The 21,788-nt window shown below is 55.4% G+C and carries 20 protein-coding genes and 1 riboswitch; of the genes, 7 read left to right on the top strand and 13 right to left on the bottom strand.

Annotated features, from left to right (window positions below; all coding sequences use genetic code 11):
• The first annotated feature begins 135 nt into the window (after nt 1-135).
• From ACQKLP_RS24080 to rnc, 3 genes are read left to right on the top strand one after another with little or no spacing between them, the layout of a single operon-like run.
• On the top strand, nt 136-372 hold the full coding sequence (locus tag ACQKLP_RS24080) for an acyl carrier protein (RefSeq protein ID WP_012788038.1): 237 nt from the start codon (nt 136-138) through the stop codon (nt 370-372).
• 22 nt (nt 373-394) lie between these two features.
• Nucleotides 395-1,648, top strand: a complete 1,254-nt coding sequence (gene fabF, locus ACQKLP_RS24075) for a beta-ketoacyl-ACP synthase II (protein WP_427325604.1) — start codon at nt 395-397, stop codon at nt 1,646-1,648.
• A gap of 4 nt (nt 1,649-1,652) precedes the next feature.
• Nucleotides 1,653-2,381 (top strand): ribonuclease III, encoded by a 729-nt coding sequence (gene rnc, locus ACQKLP_RS24070; RefSeq protein WP_341841787.1) that lies wholly within the window; start codon nt 1,653-1,655, stop codon nt 2,379-2,381.
• Here the strand turns inward: rnc and ACQKLP_RS24065 are convergent, their stop codons facing one another.
• From ACQKLP_RS24065 to ACQKLP_RS24050, 4 genes are all read right to left on the bottom strand, one after another.
• Nucleotides 2,382-2,984: a GyrI-like domain-containing protein gene (locus tag ACQKLP_RS24065; RefSeq protein WP_427325602.1), complete on the bottom strand. Its 603-nt coding sequence runs from the start codon at nt 2,982-2,984 to the stop codon at nt 2,382-2,384.
• Between the two features lie 46 nt (nt 2,985-3,030).
• On the bottom strand, nt 3,031-3,990 hold the full coding sequence (locus ACQKLP_RS24060; RefSeq protein WP_427325601.1) for a helix-turn-helix transcriptional regulator: 960 nt from the start codon (nt 3,988-3,990) through the stop codon (nt 3,031-3,033).
• A gap of 292 nt (nt 3,991-4,282) precedes the next feature.
• The gene (gene cydB, locus ACQKLP_RS24055; protein ID WP_427325599.1) at nt 4,283-5,317 is read right to left on the bottom strand and encodes a cytochrome d ubiquinol oxidase subunit II; all 1,035 of its coding nucleotides are present in this window, start codon (nt 5,315-5,317) and stop codon (nt 4,283-4,285) included.
• A gap of 19 nt (nt 5,318-5,336) precedes the next feature.
• Complete coding sequence (locus ACQKLP_RS24050; protein WP_427325597.1) at nt 5,337-6,731, bottom strand: cytochrome ubiquinol oxidase subunit I; 1,395 nt, start codon at nt 6,729-6,731, stop codon at nt 5,337-5,339.
• 611 nt (nt 6,732-7,342) lie between these two features.
• Here ACQKLP_RS24050 and ACQKLP_RS24045 point away from each other — a divergent pair.
• Complete coding sequence (locus ACQKLP_RS24045; RefSeq protein ID WP_427325595.1) at nt 7,343-9,346, top strand: ATP-binding protein; 2,004 nt, start codon at nt 7,343-7,345, stop codon at nt 9,344-9,346.
• A gap of 14 nt (nt 9,347-9,360) precedes the next feature.
• On the opposite strand, the gene ACQKLP_RS24040 is transcribed toward ACQKLP_RS24045, so the two are convergent.
• The 5 genes from ACQKLP_RS24040 to ACQKLP_RS24020 all read right to left on the bottom strand — a co-directional run bounded on the left by ACQKLP_RS24040 (nt 9,361) and on the right by ACQKLP_RS24020 (nt 12,713).
• Entirely contained in the window at nt 9,361-10,110 is a 750-nt protein-coding gene (locus ACQKLP_RS24040) for an SOS response-associated peptidase (RefSeq protein ID WP_427325593.1), read from the bottom strand.
• 4 nt (nt 10,111-10,114) lie between these two features.
• Nucleotides 10,115-10,600 carry a hypothetical protein gene (locus ACQKLP_RS24035; protein WP_427325591.1) on the bottom strand — a complete coding sequence of 162 codons (486 nt, stop codon included), beginning with the start codon at nt 10,598-10,600 and terminating at the stop codon, nt 10,115-10,117.
• A gap of 52 nt (nt 10,601-10,652) precedes the next feature.
• Nucleotides 10,653-11,915 (bottom strand): Y-family DNA polymerase, encoded by a 1,263-nt coding sequence (locus ACQKLP_RS24030; protein WP_427325589.1) that lies wholly within the window; start codon nt 11,913-11,915, stop codon nt 10,653-10,655.
• Between the two features lie 43 nt (nt 11,916-11,958).
• Nucleotides 11,959-12,177, bottom strand: a complete 219-nt coding sequence (locus ACQKLP_RS24025; protein ID WP_341841776.1) for a hypothetical protein — start codon at nt 12,175-12,177, stop codon at nt 11,959-11,961.
• A 170-nt stretch (nt 12,178-12,347) separates the two neighbouring features.
• Complete coding sequence (locus ACQKLP_RS24020) at nt 12,348-12,713, bottom strand: response regulator transcription factor (RefSeq protein ID WP_427325587.1); 366 nt, start codon at nt 12,711-12,713, stop codon at nt 12,348-12,350.
• A gap of 302 nt (nt 12,714-13,015) precedes the next feature.
• Nucleotides 13,016-13,211, top strand: a riboswitch (cobalamin riboswitch).
• Nucleotides 13,212-13,351: 140 nt separating this feature from the next.
• On the opposite strand from ACQKLP_RS24020, the gene metE reads away from it, so the two are divergent.
• The gene (gene metE / locus ACQKLP_RS24015) at nt 13,352-15,658 is read left to right on the top strand and encodes a 5-methyltetrahydropteroyltriglutamate--homocysteine S-methyltransferase (protein WP_427325585.1); all 2,307 of its coding nucleotides are present in this window, start codon (nt 13,352-13,354) and stop codon (nt 15,656-15,658) included.
• A 133-nt stretch (nt 15,659-15,791) separates the two neighbouring features.
• Here metE and ACQKLP_RS24010 read toward each other — a convergent pair whose 3' ends face one another.
• The 4 genes from ACQKLP_RS24010 to ACQKLP_RS23995 all read right to left on the bottom strand — a co-directional run bounded on the left by ACQKLP_RS24010 (nt 15,792) and on the right by ACQKLP_RS23995 (nt 19,691).
• Nucleotides 15,792-16,364: a cupin domain-containing protein gene (locus ACQKLP_RS24010; RefSeq protein WP_427325584.1), complete on the bottom strand. Its 573-nt coding sequence runs from the start codon at nt 16,362-16,364 to the stop codon at nt 15,792-15,794.
• A 98-nt stretch (nt 16,365-16,462) separates the two neighbouring features.
• Complete coding sequence (gene aqpZ, locus ACQKLP_RS24005; RefSeq protein ID WP_427325582.1) at nt 16,463-17,170, bottom strand: aquaporin Z; 708 nt, start codon at nt 17,168-17,170, stop codon at nt 16,463-16,465.
• Between the two features lie 57 nt (nt 17,171-17,227).
• Complete coding sequence (locus ACQKLP_RS24000; RefSeq protein ID WP_427325580.1) at nt 17,228-17,884, bottom strand: response regulator transcription factor; 657 nt, start codon at nt 17,882-17,884, stop codon at nt 17,228-17,230.
• Nucleotides 17,871-19,691 (bottom strand): sensor histidine kinase, encoded by a 1,821-nt coding sequence (locus ACQKLP_RS23995; RefSeq protein WP_427325579.1) that lies wholly within the window; start codon nt 19,689-19,691, stop codon nt 17,871-17,873. Before ACQKLP_RS23995 ends, ACQKLP_RS24000 begins: the two co-directional genes overlap by 14 nt.
• Before the next feature lie 237 nt (nt 19,692-19,928).
• Between ACQKLP_RS23995 and ACQKLP_RS23990 the strand changes: the two genes are divergently transcribed.
• Nucleotides 19,929-20,627, top strand: coding sequence for a hypothetical protein (locus ACQKLP_RS23990; protein ID WP_427325577.1), 699 nt, complete (start codon nt 19,929-19,931; stop codon nt 20,625-20,627).
• Between the two features lie 69 nt (nt 20,628-20,696).
• On the top strand, nt 20,697-21,692 hold the full coding sequence (locus tag ACQKLP_RS23985) for a glycosyltransferase family 61 protein (protein WP_427325575.1): 996 nt from the start codon (nt 20,697-20,699) through the stop codon (nt 21,690-21,692).
• Nucleotides 21,693-21,788: the final 96 nt, after the last annotated feature.

Below are 21,788 nucleotides of genomic sequence, written 5' to 3'. Positions count from 1 at the left end.
AGTGCTGTGGCTTATCTTGGAGTTCATTGTTGTTAAGCAAATGGAAAATCTGGGTTAAAATTCTACCGAATCCTTGGCAATTGAATAAAAATTATATTTTTGCAGTCAAGTTTTAAACCAAAAACACTTAAAATTATGTCAGACATTGCATCAAGAGTTAAAAAGATCATTATTGACAAATTAGGCGTTGACGAAGCCGAGGTAACTCCTGAAGCCTCTTTCACCAACGACCTGGGCGCTGACTCTTTGGATACGGTAGAACTGATCATGGAATTCGAAAAAGAATTCAACATCTCCATTCCTGACGAACAAGCAGAAACTATCACCACTGTTGGCCAGGCAGTAGCTTACCTGGAAGAACACGTAAAATAATCCAACAATCAGAACTGTTTTAATGCAACCAAGACGAGTAGTCGTTACAGGTTTAGGCGCGCTGACACCGCTCGGCAATTCCGTGGAATCTTTCTGGCAGGGATTGGCGAACGGTGTATCGGGCGCTGATTATATCAAGCAGTTTGATGCTTCCAAATTCAAGACCCGTTTTGCCTGTGAGCTGAAAGACTTCGATCCTACCCAATTCATGGATAAGAAGGACGCGCGCAAAATGGACCCGTTCACGCAAACCGCCGTCATAGCAGCCGATCAGGCAGTTGCGGACGCGAAAATCGACCGCAACTCCGTGGATGTTGACAGGGTTGGCGTGATCTGGGGTACGGGTGTAGGCGGGATGATCAACTTCTCGAATGAGTTAAAGGAATTCCATTCCGGGGACGGAACGCCGCGTTTCAGTCCTTTCCTGATCACCCGGCTGATCCTGGATATTGCCGCAGGGCATATATCCATGCGTCATGGTTTCAGGGGGCCTAATTTTTCGGTGGTATCTGCCTGTGCATCCGCCACCAATGCCCTCATCGAAGCTATGTACACCATCCGCTACGGAAAAGCGGACGTTGTCATTTCAGGTGGTTCCGAAAACATCATCAATGAGCCCTGCGTAGGCGGTTTCAACGCCATGAAGGCGCTCAGCGAAAGGAACGACGATCCCAAAACGGCCTCCAGGCCATTCGATCTCGACCGCGACGGTTTTGTAATGGGCGAAGGCGCCGGCGCACTGGTGCTGGAAAGCTACGAACATGCCATGGCCCGCGGGGCGAAAATCTACGTCGAGCTCGCCGGCGGCGGCGCATCTGCAGACGCACACCACATCACCGCTCCCCATCCCGAAGGGCTCGGGGCCATGAATGTGATGACACAGGCGCTCAAAGATGCCGGCCTCAAACCGGAAGAAATCGACTACATCAATGTACACGGTACTTCTACTCCGCTGGGCGACATTGCGGAAGTAAAGGCCATTCAACAGGTATTTGGAGAAGCTGCCTACGATCTCAACATCAGCTCCACCAAATCCATGACCGGGCACCTGCTCGGGGCTGCCGGAGCCGTGGAATCCATTACGATCATCAAGAGCATTCTGGAAGGTCTCGTACCTCCCACCATCAACCACTTCACCGACGATCCCCAGCTCGACGCCAAGCTGAATTTCACCTTTAACGTTGCACAAAAAAGAGAAGTGAGAGCGGCGCTCAGCAATACCTTCGGGTTTGGCGGGCACAACGCCTCCGTTATTTTCAAAAAATTTGTTCCTTGATTGTGTGAGACTACTTCCAGGATTCCTATATAAAATTTTATACGGGAAAAAGAAACTGTACAAAGACCTCTACAACCTCCTCGGGTTCCACCCGGGCAACCTGGCTTTGTACGAAGTTGCTTTGAGCCACCGTTCCAGCAAGGAGAAATTCCTTGAGAGCAACGAGCGCCTGGAATATCTTGGTGACGCCATCCTCGGCGCCATTATCGGCGACTATCTCTTCAAAAAATACCCCTACAAAACCGAAGGCTACCTCACCGAAATGCGGTCAAAAATCGTGAACCGCCAGCAGCTCAACGATATCGCCATTAAAATGGGCCTCCGCAAGCTCACGATCTACGACAAATACAACTCGTTCCTCAAAATCTCCCAGATCTTCGGCAATACGCTCGAAGCCCTCGTAGGCGCCGTTTACCTCGATCGCGGATATAACCAGACCAAACAGTTCGTCCACAAACGCATCCTCGTTCCCTACATCGACCTCGAAGCCCTCGAAATCGTGGAGATGAACCACAAGAACAAACTCTACGGCTGGGCCAATAAAAACGGTAAAACCCTCGAGTTCGAGCTCATCGAAGAACAGATGGACAATGGCCGCCGCATCTTCACCGTTGGCGCCATGCTCGACGGCGAGCTCATCTGCACCGGCAAAGCCTTCAATAAAAAAGATGCCAGCCAGATAGCTGCATCCCAAGCCATCGAGCTACTCGGCATCGGCGGTGACGAAAAATAATCACCCCGCCTTCACATTCAGCCGCAATATCGTTTTCAGTTTATCCGGCGGCGTTTTTCCCGGATCGTTCAGATAGATTTCATGATGCACGCCGTTCACTTCCAGGTGGTGCTGGCGGATGTATTGATGCAACCTGGCCACGGAAGCTTCCTCTTCGAAATAGGAGCCGGTATGCAGCAGCTGCACCGCCAGCGCAGGGGGCATCGCTTCGAAACGTAGCGCGTCGAGGAAAGGGAGCTTCTTGTTGCCCGCCAATGCCGCCGCCTGCCGGCAATCGCCCCGGCTCACGAAGGCCGGCATCTGGATCGCCAGTTTCCAGTTCCATTCGGAAGCCATTACGTTCGGAAAAGGCTCGCCGTTGCTCGCCCACCAATAACCTTCCAGCGCGGGTATCCGGAAATCGTTGCCCTGTAATTTGGAAATCTTGCGGACATTGGCCGCCGTCGCCAAAAGCGTTTTGATCTTGGAACGGAATTCCCCGGCATGGCAATCGCCCGTACCTTCCACGGTCAGGAACTGACCGGGCGCGATGCTGACCAGTTCCGGGGTAGACCGCGCCCGGTAATATTGTCGAAGTTCTTTGTTGAGATCTGTTTTCTGCATGACTGTCGTTTATGCAAAGGAAACAGGCCGGTGTGACAACGGTATGTCAGGAGTAATGTTCGCTTAATTCGGAAATCTGCTGGCGGATGATGATCTTCAGATCGTCCGGTTCCACGATTTCCGCATGTTTCCCCAACATCAGCAGCCACCGCGCAAAGTAGGAAAGACTGCGGTACAGGAAATCCATCTCCACATAATTCTCTTCCATCTTTTCCTGTACAAATCCGTAATGGTATTTCTGTTGCCCCAGCCAGCGCGCCACATCGTGCGAAATACGCACTTTGATCAGGCTCGGTTGGTCGGGATCGGCCTCAAATTCCTTTGTGATGTATTGTTGTAAAGTGATCCGTTTCGATTTGTCGAACCCCTGGTTCGTGAGGTGCAGGGTCTTGATACGATCTGCCCGGAAATCGCGGTAATCGTTGCGGAGTCGGCACCAGCCGATGAGATGCCAGCTGCTGTTCATATGGAAAATGCCGATGGGCTCGATCTCGCGGTGACTGGTGCTGTCGCTGTAAAAGGAGTAATATTCCACGGCCAGCACTTTCTGGTTGGCCAGCCCTGCCTGGATGTCGCTCAGGAAGCGGTTGGGAAACTCTTGTTCGTCGTTGCTCCGCCGGTCGTGCAGCACGGCGATGTTTTCGTCGAGCGATTCGAGGAAATCCTTATCGCTGCCCCGCAGCACGGCCCTGATCTTTTGCATGGCGGAGCTGAACTGCTGGTGGTTGGAGCGGTCGCTATGTTTTTCCATGAGTTTTTCGCCGGTGAGCAGGGCGGCGGCCTCGCTCCGGTCGAACATCACGGGCGGCAGATGGTACCCGTCCACGATATAATATCCCGTTCCCGCCTCGGCCCCGATGGGCACGCCGGCTTCCATGAGGGCTTTAACGTCGCGGTAAACGGTGCGCAGGCTGATGTCAAACCTGTCTGCGATCTCCTGCGCTTTCACGATTTTCTTCCCCTGCAGCTGTACAAGAATAGCAGTTAAACGGTCGATACGGTTCATGCTTCAAATGTAAAGACAAATTTTTCCCGGGAAATAGTCCCCGATTAAACTTTTCACCCTTTTTAGGCATCTTATTGCCATAAAGACTAAGAATCTGGTGTTTCGCAGCTTTTCTAAAAAAAAGATGTTTTAACACGCATGTATTTTTATAGTTCGACGTCTAACTAATAAACGGCGCAAGTTATCCCCTCAAAATATTCAAGGAACTAGTTGCTGTTACAGCATATAGTTAGGTTAAATGGTAAAGCCCTGGCAATTCCTTGCCGGGGCTTCTTTTTGCCCGAAACCCCCGTCAGTAGCTCATTTCATTGAGTTTTACCTTGCCACGGAAGGTCCAGAACACGAAAATGGTGTAGGAGATCACGAGCGGGGTGCCGATCGCGGCCATCAATAACATGATTTTCAATGATTTAGCGGAAGATGCGGCTTCGTAGATGCTGATGCTGTACGCCGGGTTGGTGGTGCTGATGACGATGTTGGGATAGAGCCCGATGGCGAAGAGGATCAATAAAATAGCCGTGATGCAGCTGGAGAAGACGAAGGCGGTGAAATATTTCCGCGCATCGATGTTCCGCTTGATGTTGAGCACGGTGAGCACGGCCAGCAAAGGCAGGGCAAACAGCCAGGGGTTCTTCTTGAACTCGTCGGTCATATGCGGAATGTAGATCAGCGTTACCATCGAGGAAAGGATGAAGCAGAGGATGAAGAATTTACTGCAGTTGTTGACCAGCACCGTCAGCTTGGCGTAGAGCCGGTTTTCGGTTTTCATGACGAGGTAAATGGCGCCGTGGAGCATGAAAAGCGACAGGGTCGTAATGGCGATGAGGAGGGCGTATGGATTGAAGAACGTCAGCAGGTCGCCGGTGAACTCATGTTTTTCGTTGATGGGCAGCCCGTGGATGAGGTTCCCCAGTACCAGGCCCAACAGCAGCGTGATCAGCGTGCTCGACGCCATATAGCTCACATCCCACATCTTCCGCCACCAGGCCATGGGCTCCTTGCTGCGGAACTCGATCGAGATGGCGCGGAAGATCAATGCCACGAGGAACAGCATAAACGGTACGTAGAAGATCGACAGGATGGTGCCGTAAACAAGGGGGAACCCCGCGAACAGGGCGCCTCCCGCAATCACGAGCCACACCTCGTTGCCGTCCCACACCGGGCCGATGGCGTTCAGCGCGATACGCCGGCTTTCTTCCTTATTGAAAAAAAGATGGAGCGCCCCGGCGCCGAGGTCGAACCCGTCGAGCACGCCGTAGCCGGTGATCAGCCCCCCGATCACGAGGAACCAAAGTGTGGGCAGGTCCAGTCCTAAGATCGTTTCCATGTCTTGCGTTTTGAGGTGTTTAGTGTTCGGGATTTTGCAGTTGCTTGATATTGCGCTTCGAGAATTCGTCGCTTTCCTCTTCTTCGTTGTGCGTCATGGCCGGGCCGTGCTGGATTTTCTTATTGAGCAGATAAATGAACAAAATGAACAACAGCGTATACACGAGGGTGAAGAGTACGAGGCTGAACACGACCTGGTTGGCTTTTACGTCTTTGCTCAGCGCGTCCGACGTGCGGAGGAGGCCATATACCACCCAGGGCTGCCTGCCCACTTCGGCCGCGTACCAGCCGGCCTGGTTGGCGATCTGCGGCAGCAGCACGGCCCAGATGAAGAGGGTCATAAGCCATTTTTTGTTGAACAGCCGTTTTCGCCACAGGTAATACACGGCCAGTAACGTCATGGCAATCAATATCATACCGATGGCGATCATGATATGGTAACTCTGGAACACGAAGTTCACCGCCGTGGGCCGTTCCGTTTTCGGGAAGGCGCCCAGCCCGGTTACGGGGGCGCTGAAGGAGCCGTGGGTGAGGAAGGACAGGCCCCCGGGCAGACCGAGCCCCGTCGTTTTCCCCCGTTCATTGTCGACCCAGCCGAAAAGGTACATGGGCGCAACGGCCGAGCTGTCCCAATGCCCTTCCATGGCCGCAAGTTTGGCGGGTTGGTATTCGCTTACGTAATGGGCGGAGCGGTGGCCGGTGAACAACTGTGCCAGCGCGGCGATCACGGCTACGGAAAGGCCTACCTTGAACATGGCCTTCGCCGCTTCCACGAACCGGTTGCGGACGATGTAATAAGCGCCAACGCTCATGACGAGGAACGATCCGGCGAGGAAAGCGCCGATGATCACGTGGGAGAGGCGGTCCATGGAAGAAGGGTTGAATACCATTTCCCAGAAGTCCGTGATCACAGCGCGGGCCATGAGCCCTTCGCCTTCGATGACGTAGCCGGCGGGCGTTTGCTGCCAGGAATTGGCGATCACGATCCATACGGCGGAGAACATGGAGCCGAGAGCGACCATGATGGTGGAAAAGAAGTGGACGCCTTTGGAGACGCGGTTCCAGCCGAAAATAAGGATACCGAGGAAGCCGGATTCCAGGGCGAAGGCGAAAATGCCTTCGGCGGCGAGGGCGCTTCCGAAAATATCGCCGACATACCGCGAATAAGTGGCCCAGTTGGTGCCGAACTCGAACTCCATAACGATACCCGTGGCCACGCCGATCCCGAAAATCAGGGCAAAGATCTTGATCCAGAAACGGGTGATGTCTTCATACATTTTGATCCCCGTGCGCAGGTACATGCCTTCCATGATAACGAGGCAAACGCCCAACCCTATGCTGAGCGGGGGATAGATATAATGGAAAGCGATGGTGAAGGCGAACTGAATGCGGCTGAGTATTTCGACGGACGGCATGCCAAGGGTTGTTTTAGTTGCACAAAATTAGGATGGCGGAACGGGGGCTGTCCTGATGCGGGTCAGGCGCAGTTCCTGATCTTCATCAATTTAATAAAATGCAAACACGTTAGTCTTCCTTACGATATCAATAACAATCATTTAACACCTGTTGGCATTGTCCGATCCTAATTTTGGTGGACCATGGACGGGGTGTTCCGAAAGGGGCATTCTTCCATGTAGTTAAATTGGAGCGTATTTAGCAGGTCTGGGGGTCTCCCCGGACTTGTTATTTTAAGCCCCTTCCGTTAACGATATTTTAACAAAACCTACCGATGTGTGTCCTTAATTTCCCGTTGCATCCATGACCGCCGATACCAGTAAGTTCAATATAAATTTTGGAGAGTTATCAGCCCTGGCCCGATGTTTATCGGGCTAATTTTTTGCCGGACCGCGATTTGTTAATGGCTTGTTGCTGTTTACCGGGGGCAAACAGGGCTGTACCGCAAAAGATTTAACTCGGCCTGTCGGGAAAATTCCGTAAATTATAGTAGAGCGTTTTTTGAATGTTAACGGAGTGGTTCAATAAAATTAAACGTGTTGGCCTTCAACCCGACCATCGGGAGGGAGATGTGAAGCGCTTGATGGTGGTAAACTCATTCAGTTTTATCACCGCCCTGCTTTGCACCTTCTGTGGCGTGAGCCTCGCATGGATCTCCGGCGACTGGTCCATTCTCTACACCGCGCTCGGCTTCGTAGGCGGCTTTTTGTCGGTACTCGCGTTCAACCGCATCGGCCGGTACGCAACGGCCAAGTTCACCCTCATGCTCGTGTTTTGCCTCGTGATGCTGTATTATGGCGCCACGTTCGGCGAAAGTACGCAGGTACATTTCCTGGGGCTTTTCCTCATCGGGGTACCCCTGCTCATCTGCACCCCGCACGAAAAAGAATTGCGCTGGTACTGCCTCTGCCTTATCCTCACCTGCCTCATCCTCCTCGAAACCAATTATTACTTCCAGGTGGTGACGCCCATGGCCATGACGCGGGACGAACTCTATATTTTCCGGTGGATGATCATGTCGGTTGTGCTGGCGCTGAATTATATGGTGATCAGTTTCTACCAGATCAATATCTCCGGCCTCGTAAAACGCCTGCACAAACGCAATGAAACGCTCCTCGAGAAGAATAAACTGGTGAACGACAAGGAAGCCGAACTGAAAGCGGCGAACGTGAAACTATCAGCTTACAACGAACATCTGGAACAGGAGGTGAGCGACCGTACCAAAGATCTCCTGGCCAGCAACATCGCCATGGACGACGCCATCCAGCACCTCAAGCGCAGCAACCGCCAGCTCCGCGAACAGGATAAAATGCTCACCGCGCAATTGAAACTGTTGGAAGAAGCGCGGGAAGAGCTCACCAAAGCCCGCGACGCCGCGGAAAAAGCCAATACCGCCAAATCCGCCTTCCTCCGGGAAATCAGCCACGAAATCCGCAACCCGCTCAACGCGGTCATCGGGATGACGTACCTCCTCCTCAACGAACCCGACAACCGCAACCGCATCCCGCAGAGCGTGCTGGCCTATATCGAAAGCATCAGCACCAGCGGCCACAGCCTGCTCGAAATCGTCAACAACGTACTCGAGCTCGCCCGCATCGAAGCCGGAAAGATCGACCAGGTGCAGCCCGAGCCCTTCGACCTCCGCGAATGGCTCCGCGGCATTTCGACCATCTACCAGAACGCGGCGCAGGTCAAAGGCGTGGCCATCCAGTTGCAGATCGACAATCGCCTGCCCGGCATCGTTTGCGGCGACCGCATCCATCTCACCCAAATCGCCAATAACCTCCTCGGCAACGCCATTAAATTCTCACCCGAGAATAAAAAGGTAACGCTCCACGTTTTCCGCCGCGAACCGGCGCACTGGTGCATCCGCGTGTCCGACGAAGGGATCGGTATCCCGGAAGACAAACAGCGCGTCATCTTCCAGCCGTTCGAGCAGGCCGATGCCACCATCCATGAAACTTACGGCGGCACGGGGCTGGGCCTCACCATCACCCGGCGCATCGTCGAAATGATGGGCGGCACCATCTCCGTTCGCAGCACACCCGGTATGGGCACCGCGTTCACCGTTACCCTTCCGCTCGTGGAAGAAGCCGCCATGGCCGGCATGGAAGTAGCTCCCAACCCGCTGGAAACGCAGGCGGAATACCAATCGTTCCCCTCCGAAACCCGCGTGCTGCTTATGGAAGACAGTGAGATCAACCAGCTCATCATGGAGCGCTTTTTCTCGCACGTGGGCATCAACCTGCATATCGCCGGAAATGGGGAAGACGGGCTTCGCCTCGCCCGCGCCGTGCATCCGGACATCATTATCCTCGACATGCACATGCCGCGCATGAGCGGCCGCGAAGTGATCGTACAGATCCGGAAAGATCCCGACCTGAAGCATATTCCCGTCATCGCCATTTCGGCGGATGCGTTCCGCGAACAGCAGAACGAAGCCAAAGCCGCGGGCGTGAACGAATATCTTATTAAGCCCATCGAATTCGACCGGCTGTATAACGTTATCGATCAATACATCCGCCAGGCGCGGCAGCAGACGCCCTTCCCGTTGCGTATTATCCGGGCGAGCTAGTTTCCCAATGAAAATTATAATGCGGGCAGATCGGCCCAGGAGGTTTCGGCGATCACGGATTCGTCGTCGGGCTTCGCTTTGCGGACGGAGTTGACGGTCCAGTACGCCAGCTCGTCTGAGGGGATGGCGTAAGCGAGGATGGATTTGATGCCTTCGTCTGTCAGGTCGGGGCGCAGCCATTCCTTTTCCAGTTCGCGCGGGAGGATGAGCGGCATGCGGCCGGCGTTGTCGCCGCCGTTGTGGATGCGTTTCATGACATCGTTGGCTTCGCGGGTGATGAGCGTGAACGTGCCGGGGATTTCACCGGTTTCCGGATCGGGGAGGTGCGACCAGGCGTAGAGCCCGGCGATGAAGAAGATATCGCGGTCTTTGACGTGGATGTAATAGGGGACTTTATTTTTCCATCCGGGCACTTCGCGGTGCTCGAAGAATCCGGTGGCAGGAACGAGGCACCGGTTTTTGCGGATGCGGTTCCAGTAGGCTTTGGTGTCGAGCACTTTTTCGGAACGGGCGTTTACCATCCATTTCCTTCCTTTCTTCACTTCTTCCGGTGTTTTCATGTAGTTGGGGATCACGCCCCATTCGAACCTTTTGAGCTTGAATTCCCCATTATCCTGCAGTACTACCGGCCATTTGGGGTACGCTTGCGCCACTTTGTGGAAAGTGGGCTCGAAGTGAAGGTCCAGCTGTCCCATGTCTTTGAGCTCGGGCAGATAGTCGAACACGGAGGCGATGCTGGCGGAGAAGGAAAGGTCGTAACACATGGGATCAGCTTTTTTCGATGTCGGAAAAGGGTATTTTGATTTCTTCCTGTTTCGTTTTCAAATTAAGGAAAAGTTCGCCAAACTGGATGAACAGCGACACGTGGAGGTCTTCCTTGCGGTCGGGCTTCCAGTTGGTATGTGCGCGGACGTACTGTTTGATCGCCGCTCCCGTTGCGGGATCGGGGCTCCATTTCCGTTTGGCGAGCAGGCTCACGTAGATGGCATATCCGTCGGGTTGTGCGGCTGCGGTGAATAGGCGCTCCCGGTCGGCCGCATCGTTCCCGTCGTAGACGCGCCGCTGCGGATCGGCGGCGATGGCTTCCAGGTGCGCGCGCGCTTCCCCGATATTCCGGTATGCCGACATGAGGAATGCCGCCTTCAGCGAAGGGTGCATGCCGCGGGGATATTGCTGCCGGACGAACCAGCGGTGCCCCGCTGCCAGGAGCCCTTCCAGCACGGCGGGCCGTAATATGGCGAGCGGGTTGTGCATCAGGTGGCGCTATGTTGGGTGATTGCTTTCATCATCGGTCGTATGCCGTCATTTATTCCGCTTTCGCTTTGATGATTTCTTCCAGGCGCGTGGTGTAGCACGGCGAAAGCCGTTCCTGCCGCAGCGCCCATTTCTTGTCGCCGCCCTGCACCGCGAAGCGCAGCACGGGTTTGCCGGCAAAGTGCCGCGTGATTCCGTCGAGCGCCTGCATGAGCTTGCGTTCCTTTTCGTGGTCGGTGGATTCGAAGAGGTTTTCCTGCACCTGCGAATCCGGCACCAGGTCCATCGCTACGATACCGGTTTTCTTGTAATTGTACCCTGGTTTGAAGATGCGGTCGAGCGCCAGGAGCGCCTGGCGGATGAGTTCCCGCGTGCTGCTGGCGGGCACGGGCAGCCGGACGTTCACGGAGCGGTGATATTGCGCATCCTGTCCGCGGAAATTATTCGTTTGTACGAACACCTGGATGATGGAGGCCCGCGAGCCCTGTGCCCGCAGCTTCTGCGCGGCCACGGCGGCGTAATTGGCGAGGGCTTCGCGGATATCGTCCTTTTCGGTGAGCAACTGCCCGAACGAGCGCGCCACGCACACCGCTTTTTTCGCCGGCGCCGATTCCTCCATCCCGATGCTCGGAATGCCGCGCAGCTCATGCACCAGCCGCAGACCCTGAACGGTCAGTTCCCGCCGCGCGAAATCATCGGGCACGCGGGATAGGTCGAGCGCCGTGTGGACCCCTTTCTGGTGAAGCATGGCGGCGTATTGCGACCCGATGCCCCAGATGTCTTCCACTTGCGTGGCGGCGAGTACGGCCGTGGTTTTTCCGGGGTAGTCGAGCACGAGGAAGCCTTCGGGCAGCCTGGATTTTTTGACGGCGCGGTTGGCCATCTTGGCGAGGGTTTTGGTGGGCGCCACGCCTACGGAAACGGGCATTCCGACGTTGTGCAGCACGCCTGTGCGGATGGCCGCTGCCAGCGTAGCGGGGGACGCATGGCCCGTGATATCGAGGAAGGCTTCGTCGATACTGTAGACCTCCATTTCCGGCACGAAGCCGGCGAGCACCTGCATCACGCGCTGCGACAGGCTGCCGTATAAGGTGTAATTCGAGGAAAAGACCGCGACCTGGTTCCGCTCCAGCAGGTCTTCCATGAAGAAGGCCGGCGCTCCCATGCGGATGCCGAGGGCTTTCGCTTCTTCGGAGCGGGAGATCACGCAGCCATCGTTATTGCTGAGCACCACCACGGGGCGGTGAAGGACGGCGGGGTGGAAGAGCCTTTCGCAGCTCACGTAAAAATTATTGCAGTCAACCAGGGCGATCATGATGCTAATTTCATTAGCAAATATAGCTAAAAATATTGGCAAATCATCCGAAGTGCGCCACGATCGCATCGGCGATGCGGCCTACCAGTGCGGAATCCGGCGGGGTAGGGCCCTGAGAGATGGCGCGGAGGCTGTCTTCCTCGTCCAGCTCGAAGATCACCAGCCCGTCGCCCGTATCGACATGAAACGCCATGCCATAGCCTTTCACGAAAGGCTTCACTTCGAAGCGGCGCTCGTCCACCGAAATGGTAAAAATATCCATGGGGCAAATATCCGCCTTTCCGGGTATAAATACCTTATGCCAGGTGGTACGGGGTTGATGATACAAATGAATTGGTGTATGAAGATGGAGCGGGGGATTTCCTGACCGGCGCCGGTCACCTGCTGGGGGGAGCCGTGACCGGAGGGCCGGGTGAGGAAAGAAGAGGCGCGTCAGTTCACTAGCGCCTGGATTTTTGTGGTCAACTCGAGTGGACTGAAAGGCCTTATAATGATTTCTTCCGCTTCCATGCCGAACCAGGAAGAAATACTGTCCATAACGAAATAGGCGGGCAGTATCATGATAACAGGCAAACTACGCCGCCCGCGCTGGGCGCGCAATTGCGCTGAAAGTTCTTCTAAATGGGGGAAAGGCAGCTTCAGATCGGCGATCACCAGGTCGTAATCATACGTCCCCAATAACATGGCCGCTTCTTTTCCGTTGTATGCCAGATCTGCATGGTGTCCTTCCTTCTTAATGATCAGCTCTACTACATGGATCATTAATAAATCGTCTTCAATTACCAATATCCTTTTCATATACGAGTCGCTGTTGCCCACTGCAGCACAGGCATACGAAGGCCTGCCGCAAATAAAGCGGTACGTTAGGTACATGCTGCTAAAGTGGAAGTTTCAATAAAAATAGAGGCGAGTATACAGGTATACGTCTGAATCTTTTATATGGCTTTCCGGTAATATTCAATCTACTAGGTATAAGCCGGTCAGACCCAACTTTGCATATACTGTGCCAAAGTTTTTATTGGTTAATGCGCATTAACAAGCCCGGCGGATAGGTTTTGAATGCGGACATTCCTATCTTTGGTCCCGAGTTCTTTACCCAATTCATATTTTCCATAGCGTGGTAGCCGGCGAAAGCCGGATTTAAAAAGGAACCGTGTGCAAATCACGGGCTGTCGCGCAACTGTAAGTAACTGCCAGAGTTACCGCCCCAGGCGTTCATTGTCCTGACCTGAACAGGATGAGAAGAACGGCGGTAATGTTACAAGCCAGGATACTTGCCCGCTATGAAAGATCTTGCTTTCGCGATTTGAAGCAATGGTCGGGACCGTCATGGGCAACGTATGCCCCGCCGTTCCATGCCTACTCACATTTCCTGAAAGCATACGAAAACCGTAAGGAGCATTAATCCACATTAATGTCTTAAAAACGTTTTTGCTATGCTGAAACACACCCTCGGCTACCCGCGCATGGGAGCCCAACGCCAGCTCAAAAAAGCTTGCGAAGCGTACTGGCAAGGCCGCATCGGCCGCCAGGAACTGACCGTTGCCGCACAACGTCTCCAGGAAGAACAATGGCGCCTGCAACAGGCCGCAGGGATGGACCTCATCCCCTGCAACGATTTCAGTTACTACGACCATGTGCTCGACATGTCGCTCCTCGTTGGCGCCATTCCCGACCGGTACGCGCCCGTGGTCACAGACGTGCCGCAGAACACCGAAACCGATCTCGCATTCGCCATGGCACGCGGATGCCAGGAACATGGCCTCGATCTCACCGCCATGGAAATGACCAAGTGGTTCGACACGAACTATCATTACATCGTGCCGGAATTCCGCAAAGACCAGTCTTTCCGGCTCTTCTCCAACAAAGTCTTCAACGCCTTCGACGCAGCGAAGCACCAGCTTGCCGCTACGCCGAAACCCGTGCTGATCGGCCCCGTTTCCTACCTGCTGCTCGGCAAGGAAAAAGAACCCGGGTTCCACCGCCTCAGCCTGCTGCCCCGGCTGCTCCCCGTTTACATCGAAGCCCTCCAACGCCTGCGCGACCGCGGTGCCGCCTGGGTGCAGCTCGATGAGCCCTTCCTCGCCACCGACCTCCCCGAAGGCGCGGCGGAAGCTTACTGTTACGCCTACACGGAGATAGCGAAACATTGCAAAGGCCTCCGCACCATGGTGACGACCTATTTCGAAGGGCTCCGCGACAATGCGGGACTGGCCGCCTCCCTGCCCGTGTGCTGCCTGCATATCGACCTGGTGCGCGACCCCGCGCAGCTGGAACAACTCCTGCCGCTGCTGCCGCCGAAAATGTCGCTGTCGCTGGGCCTGATCGATGGAAGGAACATCTGGAAAAACGATTACCGCCGTTCGCTGCCGTTCATTCAAAAAGCGGTCAGCCAGTTGGGGGAAGACCGGGTGATGATAGCCCCGTCGTGCTCCCTGCTGCACACGCCGGCCGACCTGGAGCTGGAAACGCAGCTCGATGAAGAACTGAAATCCTGGATGGCGTTCGCCCGGCAGAAGCTGCAGGAAGTGGCGGAGCTGGACAGGATATTCCATGGCGAAACATCCTTGCTGGCGGCCAACGAAACGGCCATCGCCGCGAGGGGGGCATCCACCCGCATCCACAAGCCCGCCGTGAAAGCGCGCGTGGCGGCCATTTCGGAGCGCGATGCGCAACGGGCTTCCGGTTTCGTGCACCGGCAAACATTGCAGCAGCGCAGGTTCCGGCTGCCGATGTACCCCACCACCACGATCGGTTCTTTCCCGCAAACGGCGGATATCCGCGCGCTGAGGGCCGCATTCAGAAAAGGCGATCTTACACAGGCGCAATACGACGATTCGCTGGAATCCGCTACGCGGGAAACGGTCCGGCTGCAGGAAGATATCGGGCTGGATGTGCTCGTGCACGGCGAATTCGAGCGGAACGACATGGTGGAATATTTCGGGGAAAAACTCGAAGGGTTCGCATTCACGCAACACGGCTGGGTACAGAGCTACGGCAGCCGCTGCGTAAAGCCGCCGGTTATTTTCGGGGACGTGAGCCGCGAACAGGATATGACCGTTCGCTGGTCGGTGTTCGCACAATCGTGTACGGCGCTGCCGATGAAAGGAATGCTGACCGGGCCCGTCACTATTTTGCAATGGTCTTTCGTCCGCGACGATCAGCCCCGTTCCGAAACCACGGCACAAATCGCCCTGGCAATCCGCGACGAAGTGGTGGCGCTGGAGCGGGCGGGGATCGGCATCATTCAGATCGACGAGCCCGCCATCCGGGAAGGCTTGCCGATCCGCAAGGCTGACCGGGAACGGTATCTCGACTGGGCCGTGCGCGCCTTCCGCGTTTCCGCATCGGGCGTGCAGGACGGGACACAGATCCATACGCACATGTGCTACAGCGATTTCAACGACATCATCCGCCATATCGCGGAGATGGACGCAGACGTGATCACGATCGAGACGTCGCGGTCGCAAATGGAATTGCTGGAGGCTTTCGCGGATTTCAAATACCCGAACGAGATCGGGCCCGGAGTGTACGACATCCATTCGCCGCGGGTGCCGTCTGTAGCCGAAATGGAATCCCTCCTCCGCAAAGCCGCCGAATATCTGCCGGCGCGCAACATCTGGGTGAACCCGGATTGTGGACTGAAAACCCGGAAGTGGCCCGAAACGGAAGCCGCGCTCCGCAATATGGTCGAAGCTGCGAAAGCGGTAAGGGCCGGCGTGAAGGAAACGATTGGACGATGATAAAAAAGAGCCGCGCTGGAAACAGCGCGGCCTTGTTTCGGCTTCATTGATAAGACCGGATCACGTTCCAGCCATACCATCTCTTCATAGAAGCGTCTTTAATAACTTATCGTGCGACGTAAAACAGGTTGCATCATAATCCCCCCACCCCGCGATACTTGTGGAATGGCCGGTACCCCAGCCATTTCGCCAATACGGCCAGCATCCGGAATGCCCATTTCTGCAATGTGACCGGTACGCCAGCCATGTAGCAATGGTCCGGATAGCGGTGCAAAGTGGCCGCCAGCTGCAGGAAGCAGGGAATGCCCCTGCGATTGAACGCGCCTTTCTGCGACAGCGACCATAATGTTTCGAGGATACTTTCCCACTGCATGGCCGGTGCGATCTCGTACGTGAAATGCAGCGGTTCCGTATGGCTGCCGTTGCGCCATGCGTGCGCGGTGCCGGGCGGTATCACTACCTGGTCGCCCGCGTGGTACAACCGTGCCGTGTTGCCGGATTGCATCCACAGGCTGCCGGAATGAACGATGAACTTTTCTTCCTGCAGCGGGTGGCGGTGGCGATGGGCACCGCAGGCCGTTTCGCCGCCGGGGCCTACCACTGCTGCGATCTGGAGGTAAGCGCCGCCGGTACTGGCGTGCGTCTGGAGAAAAGTGAACTGCTCCTGGTTGTAAGGGTTGTAAATAACGGATCCCTGCCGTACCATGATCGCGCGGTTTTGAGGTCTTTGTACGGCAGCAAAAATAAGTGCGGCAAGAACCTTGCCGCACCGGTAGTAGTACTTAATTATATGGGTAATGATGCTTAGGATTTGTCCATCGCGCGCCAAACGAGCGCCGCGGCGATGCCGCCAACGATGGGGGCTACGATGAATAGCCAGAGCTGCGATAAAGCGTTGCCGCCGGCGAAAATGGCGGGGCCGAGGCTGCGGGCGGGGTTAACGGAAGTGCCCGTGATGGGAATGCAGAAAAGATGGATGCAGGTGAGGGTAAGGCCGATGGCTACGCCGGCGGTGGTGCCGTTGCCCCATTTGCCGGTGGCGCCGAAGATCACGAAAAGGAAGAGGAAGGTGAGCACTGCTTCCGCCACGAACGCCGAAGCGGTGTTATATCCTGCGCCGTACCCTTCTCCCCAGCCGTTGGAGCCCAGGCCCCATTCGCCGAGTTGCCAGCCGGGAAGCCCTTTCTGGATGGTCCACAACACCCATGCGGCGATCACTGCGCCGATGCATTGGGCGATGATGTACCCCAGCGCGTCGGCCGCCTTGATCTTGCCGGCGGTCAGCATGGCGATGGTAATGGCGGGATTGATATGGCAGCCCGAAATGCCGCCGATCGCGTAGCACATCACCAGCACCGCCAGCCCGAAAGCGAAAGCGATCCCCAGCAACCCGATGCCCGCAGGCCCGGAGGCGCTTACCCCCGATACCACGGCCGCGCCGCACCCAAAAAATACCAGGGCGAACGTGCCGATCATTTCCGCAAAGTACTTGGTGGAAGACTTGATTTCCATGTGGGTTTGAATTTTGGTTACCATTAATACAAACCAACCCACGAGATTGTTCTGCCCCTAAAACACCGGCTTGCTCCCGCCCGTAGCCTCGATGGCGAACCGCAACAGGCTGTTTTTCCCGGAAAGCGACAACTTCCGCGTAATATTCATCCTGTGGTTGCTCACCGTTTTTTCGCTGATGCCCAGCTCTTCGGCGATCTCCCGGCTCGACTTGTAAGCCGCCACCAGGTGGATGATCCGGTACTCCGATGGCGTGAGCGTGGCCATCATCTCCGCCGCGCCCGTCGGCGATTTGTGCTTTTGCCGCAGCAGGAAAGTAGACATCTCCGGACTGATGTACGCGTTGCCCGCCGTTACCGAATGAATGGCGTGGATCACGTCCACCACCGCGTTTTCTTTCAGCACGTACCCCATGATGCCGATCTCCAGGGCTTTCATGAATGCGTCTTTCACTTTGTGCATGGTGAGCAGCACGATGGGCAGTTCCGGCTGGTGAAGCAGGGCTTCCTCCGCCACCTGGAGCCCGTTCAGCTCCGGCATGTCGATGTCGAGAATGGCGACGTCTGGCCGTTTGGATCGGATGCCTTCTATCGCATCGCGCCCGTTGGCGGCCTGGTAGATGATGCGGAAATCGCCGCCGGATTCGATCACTTCCCGAAGGCCCTTGAGGAAGATCGGATGGTCGTCAGCAATGAGGATATCAAGTGTTTTCATGATACGAGATGGGAATGTTGACGGAGAGCGCCGCGCCTTTGCCCTCGCCGGGATGAATGATGAACTGGCCGCCCATGATCTGCACGCGCTCACGGATGCTCAGCAGGCCGAAGCCGTTTTCGTTCGCGTTCCCGAAACCGACCCCATCGTCGGTCACCACGATTTTTATCAGCCAAACGGCCCGGTGCACGCGCAGGGTGCACCTCGTGGCGCCGGAATGCTTCACCATATTGTTCAGCAATTCCTGGACGATGCGGTAGATATTGATTTCGTTTTCGGGGGAAAAAAGATGGTCGATATTGTCGATCCCCGCGTCCATCAAAACGTTGGCGCCGTCGCCGGTTTCTTCTGCCAGGCTCTGGATGCTTTGGGTAAGGCCCATCATATCCATCTGGTAAGGCCGCAGGGAGTAGGATATATTCCGGATTTCCTGGATGGTATCCGCCACGTTCCCGGCAATGTCCCCGGAAATGGACTGCGCGTCGTTTTCGGTTTTGTTGCGCAGGAGGAGCAGCCGGTTTTTGATGAGGATAAGCTGCTGGCCCACACTGTCGTGCAGCTCCGACGCGATGCGCTTGCGCTCGTGTTCCTGCATGCGGATCATTTCTTTGGAGAACGCGCTGCTTTGTTCCATCGCCTGGAGCTGAAGGGTTTCTTTCGCGCGCTTGTAAAAATTTACCTTGCTGGTGAGCGCCCAGGAAAGGATGATCGCTTCCAGCGCCGTGCCGATTTGCGCCGCATGCCGCGTGAATGCGTTGTCGGGCAGCAATCCGTTGTCCCGCAGGTTATATACCACACCGAATGCGATGAGCAATCCGAATCCCGCCAGGAAATACACGGCCGGCCTGAACCCTTTCACATACACCGAAATGCCCGCCGCCAGCCAATATGCGAAGGTGATATAAATCGCGGCTTCCAATACGATGTACATCACCGGCCAGGATACGAATAAAGCCATTAACGGGATGGCGATGAGGAAAACCATCAGCGGAACGCGCAGTTTGTGCACCAGCGGTGCATGTTCCTTCACCCGTAAAAAAGTATTGGTAAACAGCACGCCGAACAGCATCCCGCCAGGCAGCACGGTCGTCATTTCGTTGAGCCAGCGCGCGCTGGGAAAAAAGACGGCGATGTAGTTGTTGAGGACGAGCGTGGACAACCCGGAAAAAAGGATGTAGAGCACGTATAGCAGGTAGGATACGTCGCGGAGGGTGATGAACGCAAAGAGGTTGTAGATCATCAGCGCCACCAGGATGCCGTAAAAGATGCCGTGGATGAAATCGTCTTCGTGCTGTGTTTCGAGGTGATATTCAATGGCGGCGACTTCCATGCGCAGGCGCATCACGGCGTTGCCGGTTACCCGGAGATAATAGGTGGTGCGTTTTGCCGGCGGCGCGTGCATGGGTAAAAGGGGCATGTTGGACTGGATGATGCGCCCGTCGCCCGCAGCGCCCGAACGGTAGCGGACGTTACTGAATTGCCCGGGAATGGTTTCATGGTAAAGATCGATCTCCTGCAGTCCTGCCGAAGCGATGGAAAGATACAGCGTTTCATCCACCGGGTTCTCGACGTCGAACTTCACCCACCATGCCGAGGAAGTGGCGCCGGGAATGGCTACCGCATCCGCAGACCGCCTGAAATCCCCGCTGCGCGCCACTACGTCGCCGATCGTGAGCTGCTTCCCCGGATCTTCCAGCAGCAAAGGATACGCGATCTTTTGCGGCGGGATTCCCGGGCGCGGTGCGTCCGAAAAAACGGGGTGGAAAAAAAGCAATCCCGGCAGGAGGAAAAATAAGCTGCGCAACATGTTGAGGCAAAATTACGATTGGTGTGTACAGGGGCTATAGGTATTGCTACCCATAAGTTGCAAAGGTAAGCCGGGCGGGAAGGAAAAGGAAATACTTGTATCGTGTTGAAAATCAATTATTAATGGCTCAAGGTGGATTTCGGGCCTGGCCGCCGTCGGACCCGGATTGACGGCTAATGATTATCTTGCCGGAAATTCGATCTCCCTGTGCCTGAATTCAAAGTAAATCCTCCCGCCATGCAAGCCATGGCCCGGAAAATGTCTCTCCGGTTTATCGGCATCCTGTCGGTAGCGTTATTGTTTGCTTTCTGTATGATGTACTTCACGGACCATGCCGCCGATCCGGAAGTATTCCGGACAGAGCTGGTCATATTTCCCGTGTTGGCGGTAGCGATGGTCGTCTGGCACCGGATGCGGCTGAAAAAAGCGCTGGCGCCCATGGCGTCGCTGACGATCGTCATCACCGACACGATGATCATCCGCGAGATGGACGGGATGGAGATGCAGGGGATTTATCACCGCGAAATCCAGTCGATCAGCAAAATGAAGCAGGGGCATTTCGTGGTCCGTGGAAAATCTGCTACCGATACGCTGTACATACCTAATTACCTCGAGAACCTCCCTGAACTGGAATCGGCGCTCCAGGCACTGCATCCCATCGATGCCGGCGCACCTGTGAAGACGATGCAGGCGGGCGCGCTGGGGATCATGGCGCTGCTCTTCGTATCGATGATGGGGACGGTTGTACTGTCCGATCCCTGGCTGGCGGTGCCCTGCGCCATCGTTTTCGTGGCCGTGGGCATCCGGGGGATCAATTGGATCAGGAAAAATAAAAACATCCCTGAAAAGACGCGGAAACGAGCGTGGTGGATGCTGTTGCTGATCGTGATGTTGCTATTGAATATGGTGACACGCATCTGGCTCCTCAAATCATAACTTATTATGATATGATTCTTTGGCCGTACCAGCCGGCAGTCGTATTTTTACGGTATGGAAACCATCAGCATGCTGAAACAATCCCGCCCTGCCGGGACCATTACTGTTACCCGGAAAATCCCCCGCAACTACGATGAAAAAGACCGGGCGTTGTTCGAAGGCGCGTTCACCCTGGAAATCCCCCAGCGGAAAACCCTCGTGCTCCGCAACGCCTCCGTTATCAAGCACGCGGTTTTTAACCCGTCGGAATTCCGTTTTGCCAACGATTACACCCACATCCGCCCGTTTTCCAGGTTTTCGCAGTTCAAGAAACTGTATTTGTATGCCCTGCCCGGCAAGCGTGTGGAAAAAGCCATCTGGATCACCGACGAATGGAGCGCGGAGTATTACCACTGGCTGTCTGACGCTCTCACGCGGCTCCTGGCGGTAGAAGGATTGAAAAGCTCGCACGTGGTGTTGCTGCCGGAGCGTTACCGCGAGAAGCCGTACGTGGAAGCATCGCTGCGCATGCTCGGTTTCCGGTGGGAGTACTACAGCATCCGCCGCATCGTTCGTACAAAGGAAATGGTACTGCCTGCGCACACCGCTCCCACGGGTCATTTCAGCGAGTCGGCCATCAATAGTCTGCGCAACCGGTTTGTGCAACCGGGAGCAACACCGTTCCGGAAAATTTTCATCAGCCGGAAAAAAGCCATCCGCCGCAGGATCCTCAACGAAGCCGAAGTAACCGTCCTCATGGACAAACACGGATATGAAGTGCATTATTTCGAAGATTACGATTTCGCCACGCAAATCCGTTTGATGTCAGAAACGAAAATTCTGTTGGGCCTCCACGGCGCAGGGCTCACCAATATGCTGTTCATGCAACCGGGTACCAAACTGCTGGAAATCCGCAACGAAGGCGAATCGCACCTCAACTGTTTCTTCAACCAGGCCTCTGCCCTGGATATCGAATATTACTACATGCTAAGCCAGGCCACCAGCGCGGAAACACATACGGCCGATTTTACGGTAGACGTTGATAAGCTCGAAGCGGCGATGATGGCGATGGAGAACGATGTGTGATGAAAAGCATGCGCTGCCTTGCCTGGCGGAACCATTGCGAACGCCGATCGGAGTAAGGGAATAATTAATCAGAAATAATCGTTGAAGCCTGTGCCG

It is taken from the genome of Chitinophaga sp. NPDC101104 (genome assembly GCF_050277495.1).
Classification (GTDB): domain Bacteria; phylum Bacteroidota; class Bacteroidia; order Chitinophagales; family Chitinophagaceae; genus Chitinophaga.
This window is presented reverse-complemented; position numbering and strand designations above follow the sequence as displayed.

What these genes read in the sequence shown, in the direction of transcription:
- fabF (WP_427325604.1), top strand. Translation starts at nt 395, where the DNA reads ATGCAACCAAGACGAGTAGTCGTTACAGGTTTAGGCGCGCTGACACCG.
- ACQKLP_RS24030 (WP_427325589.1), bottom strand. Translation starts at nt 11,915, where the DNA reads ATGATCGCCCTGGTTGACTGCAATAATTTTTACGTGAGCTGCGAAAGG.
- ACQKLP_RS24050 (WP_427325597.1), bottom strand. Translation starts at nt 6,731, where the DNA reads ATGCCGTCCGTCGAAATACTCAGCCGCATTCAGTTCGCCTTCACCATC.
- ACQKLP_RS24065 (WP_427325602.1), bottom strand. Translation starts at nt 2,984, where the DNA reads ATGCAGAAAACAGATCTCAACAAAGAACTTCGACAATATTACCGGGCG.
- ACQKLP_RS24020 (WP_427325587.1), bottom strand. Translation starts at nt 12,713, where the DNA reads ATGAAAAGGATATTGGTAATTGAAGACGATTTATTAATGATCCATGTA.
- ACQKLP_RS24080 (WP_012788038.1), top strand. Translation starts at nt 136, where the DNA reads ATGTCAGACATTGCATCAAGAGTTAAAAAGATCATTATTGACAAATTA.
- ACQKLP_RS24025 (WP_341841776.1), bottom strand. Translation starts at nt 12,177, where the DNA reads ATGGATATTTTTACCATTTCGGTGGACGAGCGCCGCTTCGAAGTGAAG.
- cydB (WP_427325599.1), bottom strand. Translation starts at nt 5,317, where the DNA reads ATGGAAACGATCTTAGGACTGGACCTGCCCACACTTTGGTTCCTCGTG.
- ACQKLP_RS23995 (WP_427325579.1), bottom strand. Translation starts at nt 19,691, where the DNA reads ATGTTGCGCAGCTTATTTTTCCTCCTGCCGGGATTGCTTTTTTTCCAC.
- aqpZ (WP_427325582.1), bottom strand. Translation starts at nt 17,170, where the DNA reads ATGGAAATCAAGTCTTCCACCAAGTACTTTGCGGAAATGATCGGCACG.
- ACQKLP_RS24000 (WP_427325580.1), bottom strand. Translation starts at nt 17,884, where the DNA reads ATGAAAACACTTGATATCCTCATTGCTGACGACCATCCGATCTTCCTC.
- metE (WP_427325585.1), top strand. Translation starts at nt 13,352, where the DNA reads ATGCTGAAACACACCCTCGGCTACCCGCGCATGGGAGCCCAACGCCAG.
- ACQKLP_RS23990 (WP_427325577.1), top strand. Translation starts at nt 19,929, where the DNA reads ATGCAAGCCATGGCCCGGAAAATGTCTCTCCGGTTTATCGGCATCCTG.
- ACQKLP_RS24035 (WP_427325591.1), bottom strand. Translation starts at nt 10,600, where the DNA reads ATGCACAACCCGCTCGCCATATTACGGCCCGCCGTGCTGGAAGGGCTC.
- ACQKLP_RS24060 (WP_427325601.1), bottom strand. Translation starts at nt 3,990, where the DNA reads ATGAACCGTATCGACCGTTTAACTGCTATTCTTGTACAGCTGCAGGGG.
- ACQKLP_RS24040 (WP_427325593.1), bottom strand. Translation starts at nt 10,110, where the DNA reads ATGTGTTACGACCTTTCCTTCTCCGCCAGCATCGCCTCCGTGTTCGAC.
- ACQKLP_RS24010 (WP_427325584.1), bottom strand. Translation starts at nt 16,364, where the DNA reads ATGGTACGGCAGGGATCCGTTATTTACAACCCTTACAACCAGGAGCAG.
- ACQKLP_RS23985 (WP_427325575.1), top strand. Translation starts at nt 20,697, where the DNA reads ATGCTGAAACAATCCCGCCCTGCCGGGACCATTACTGTTACCCGGAAA.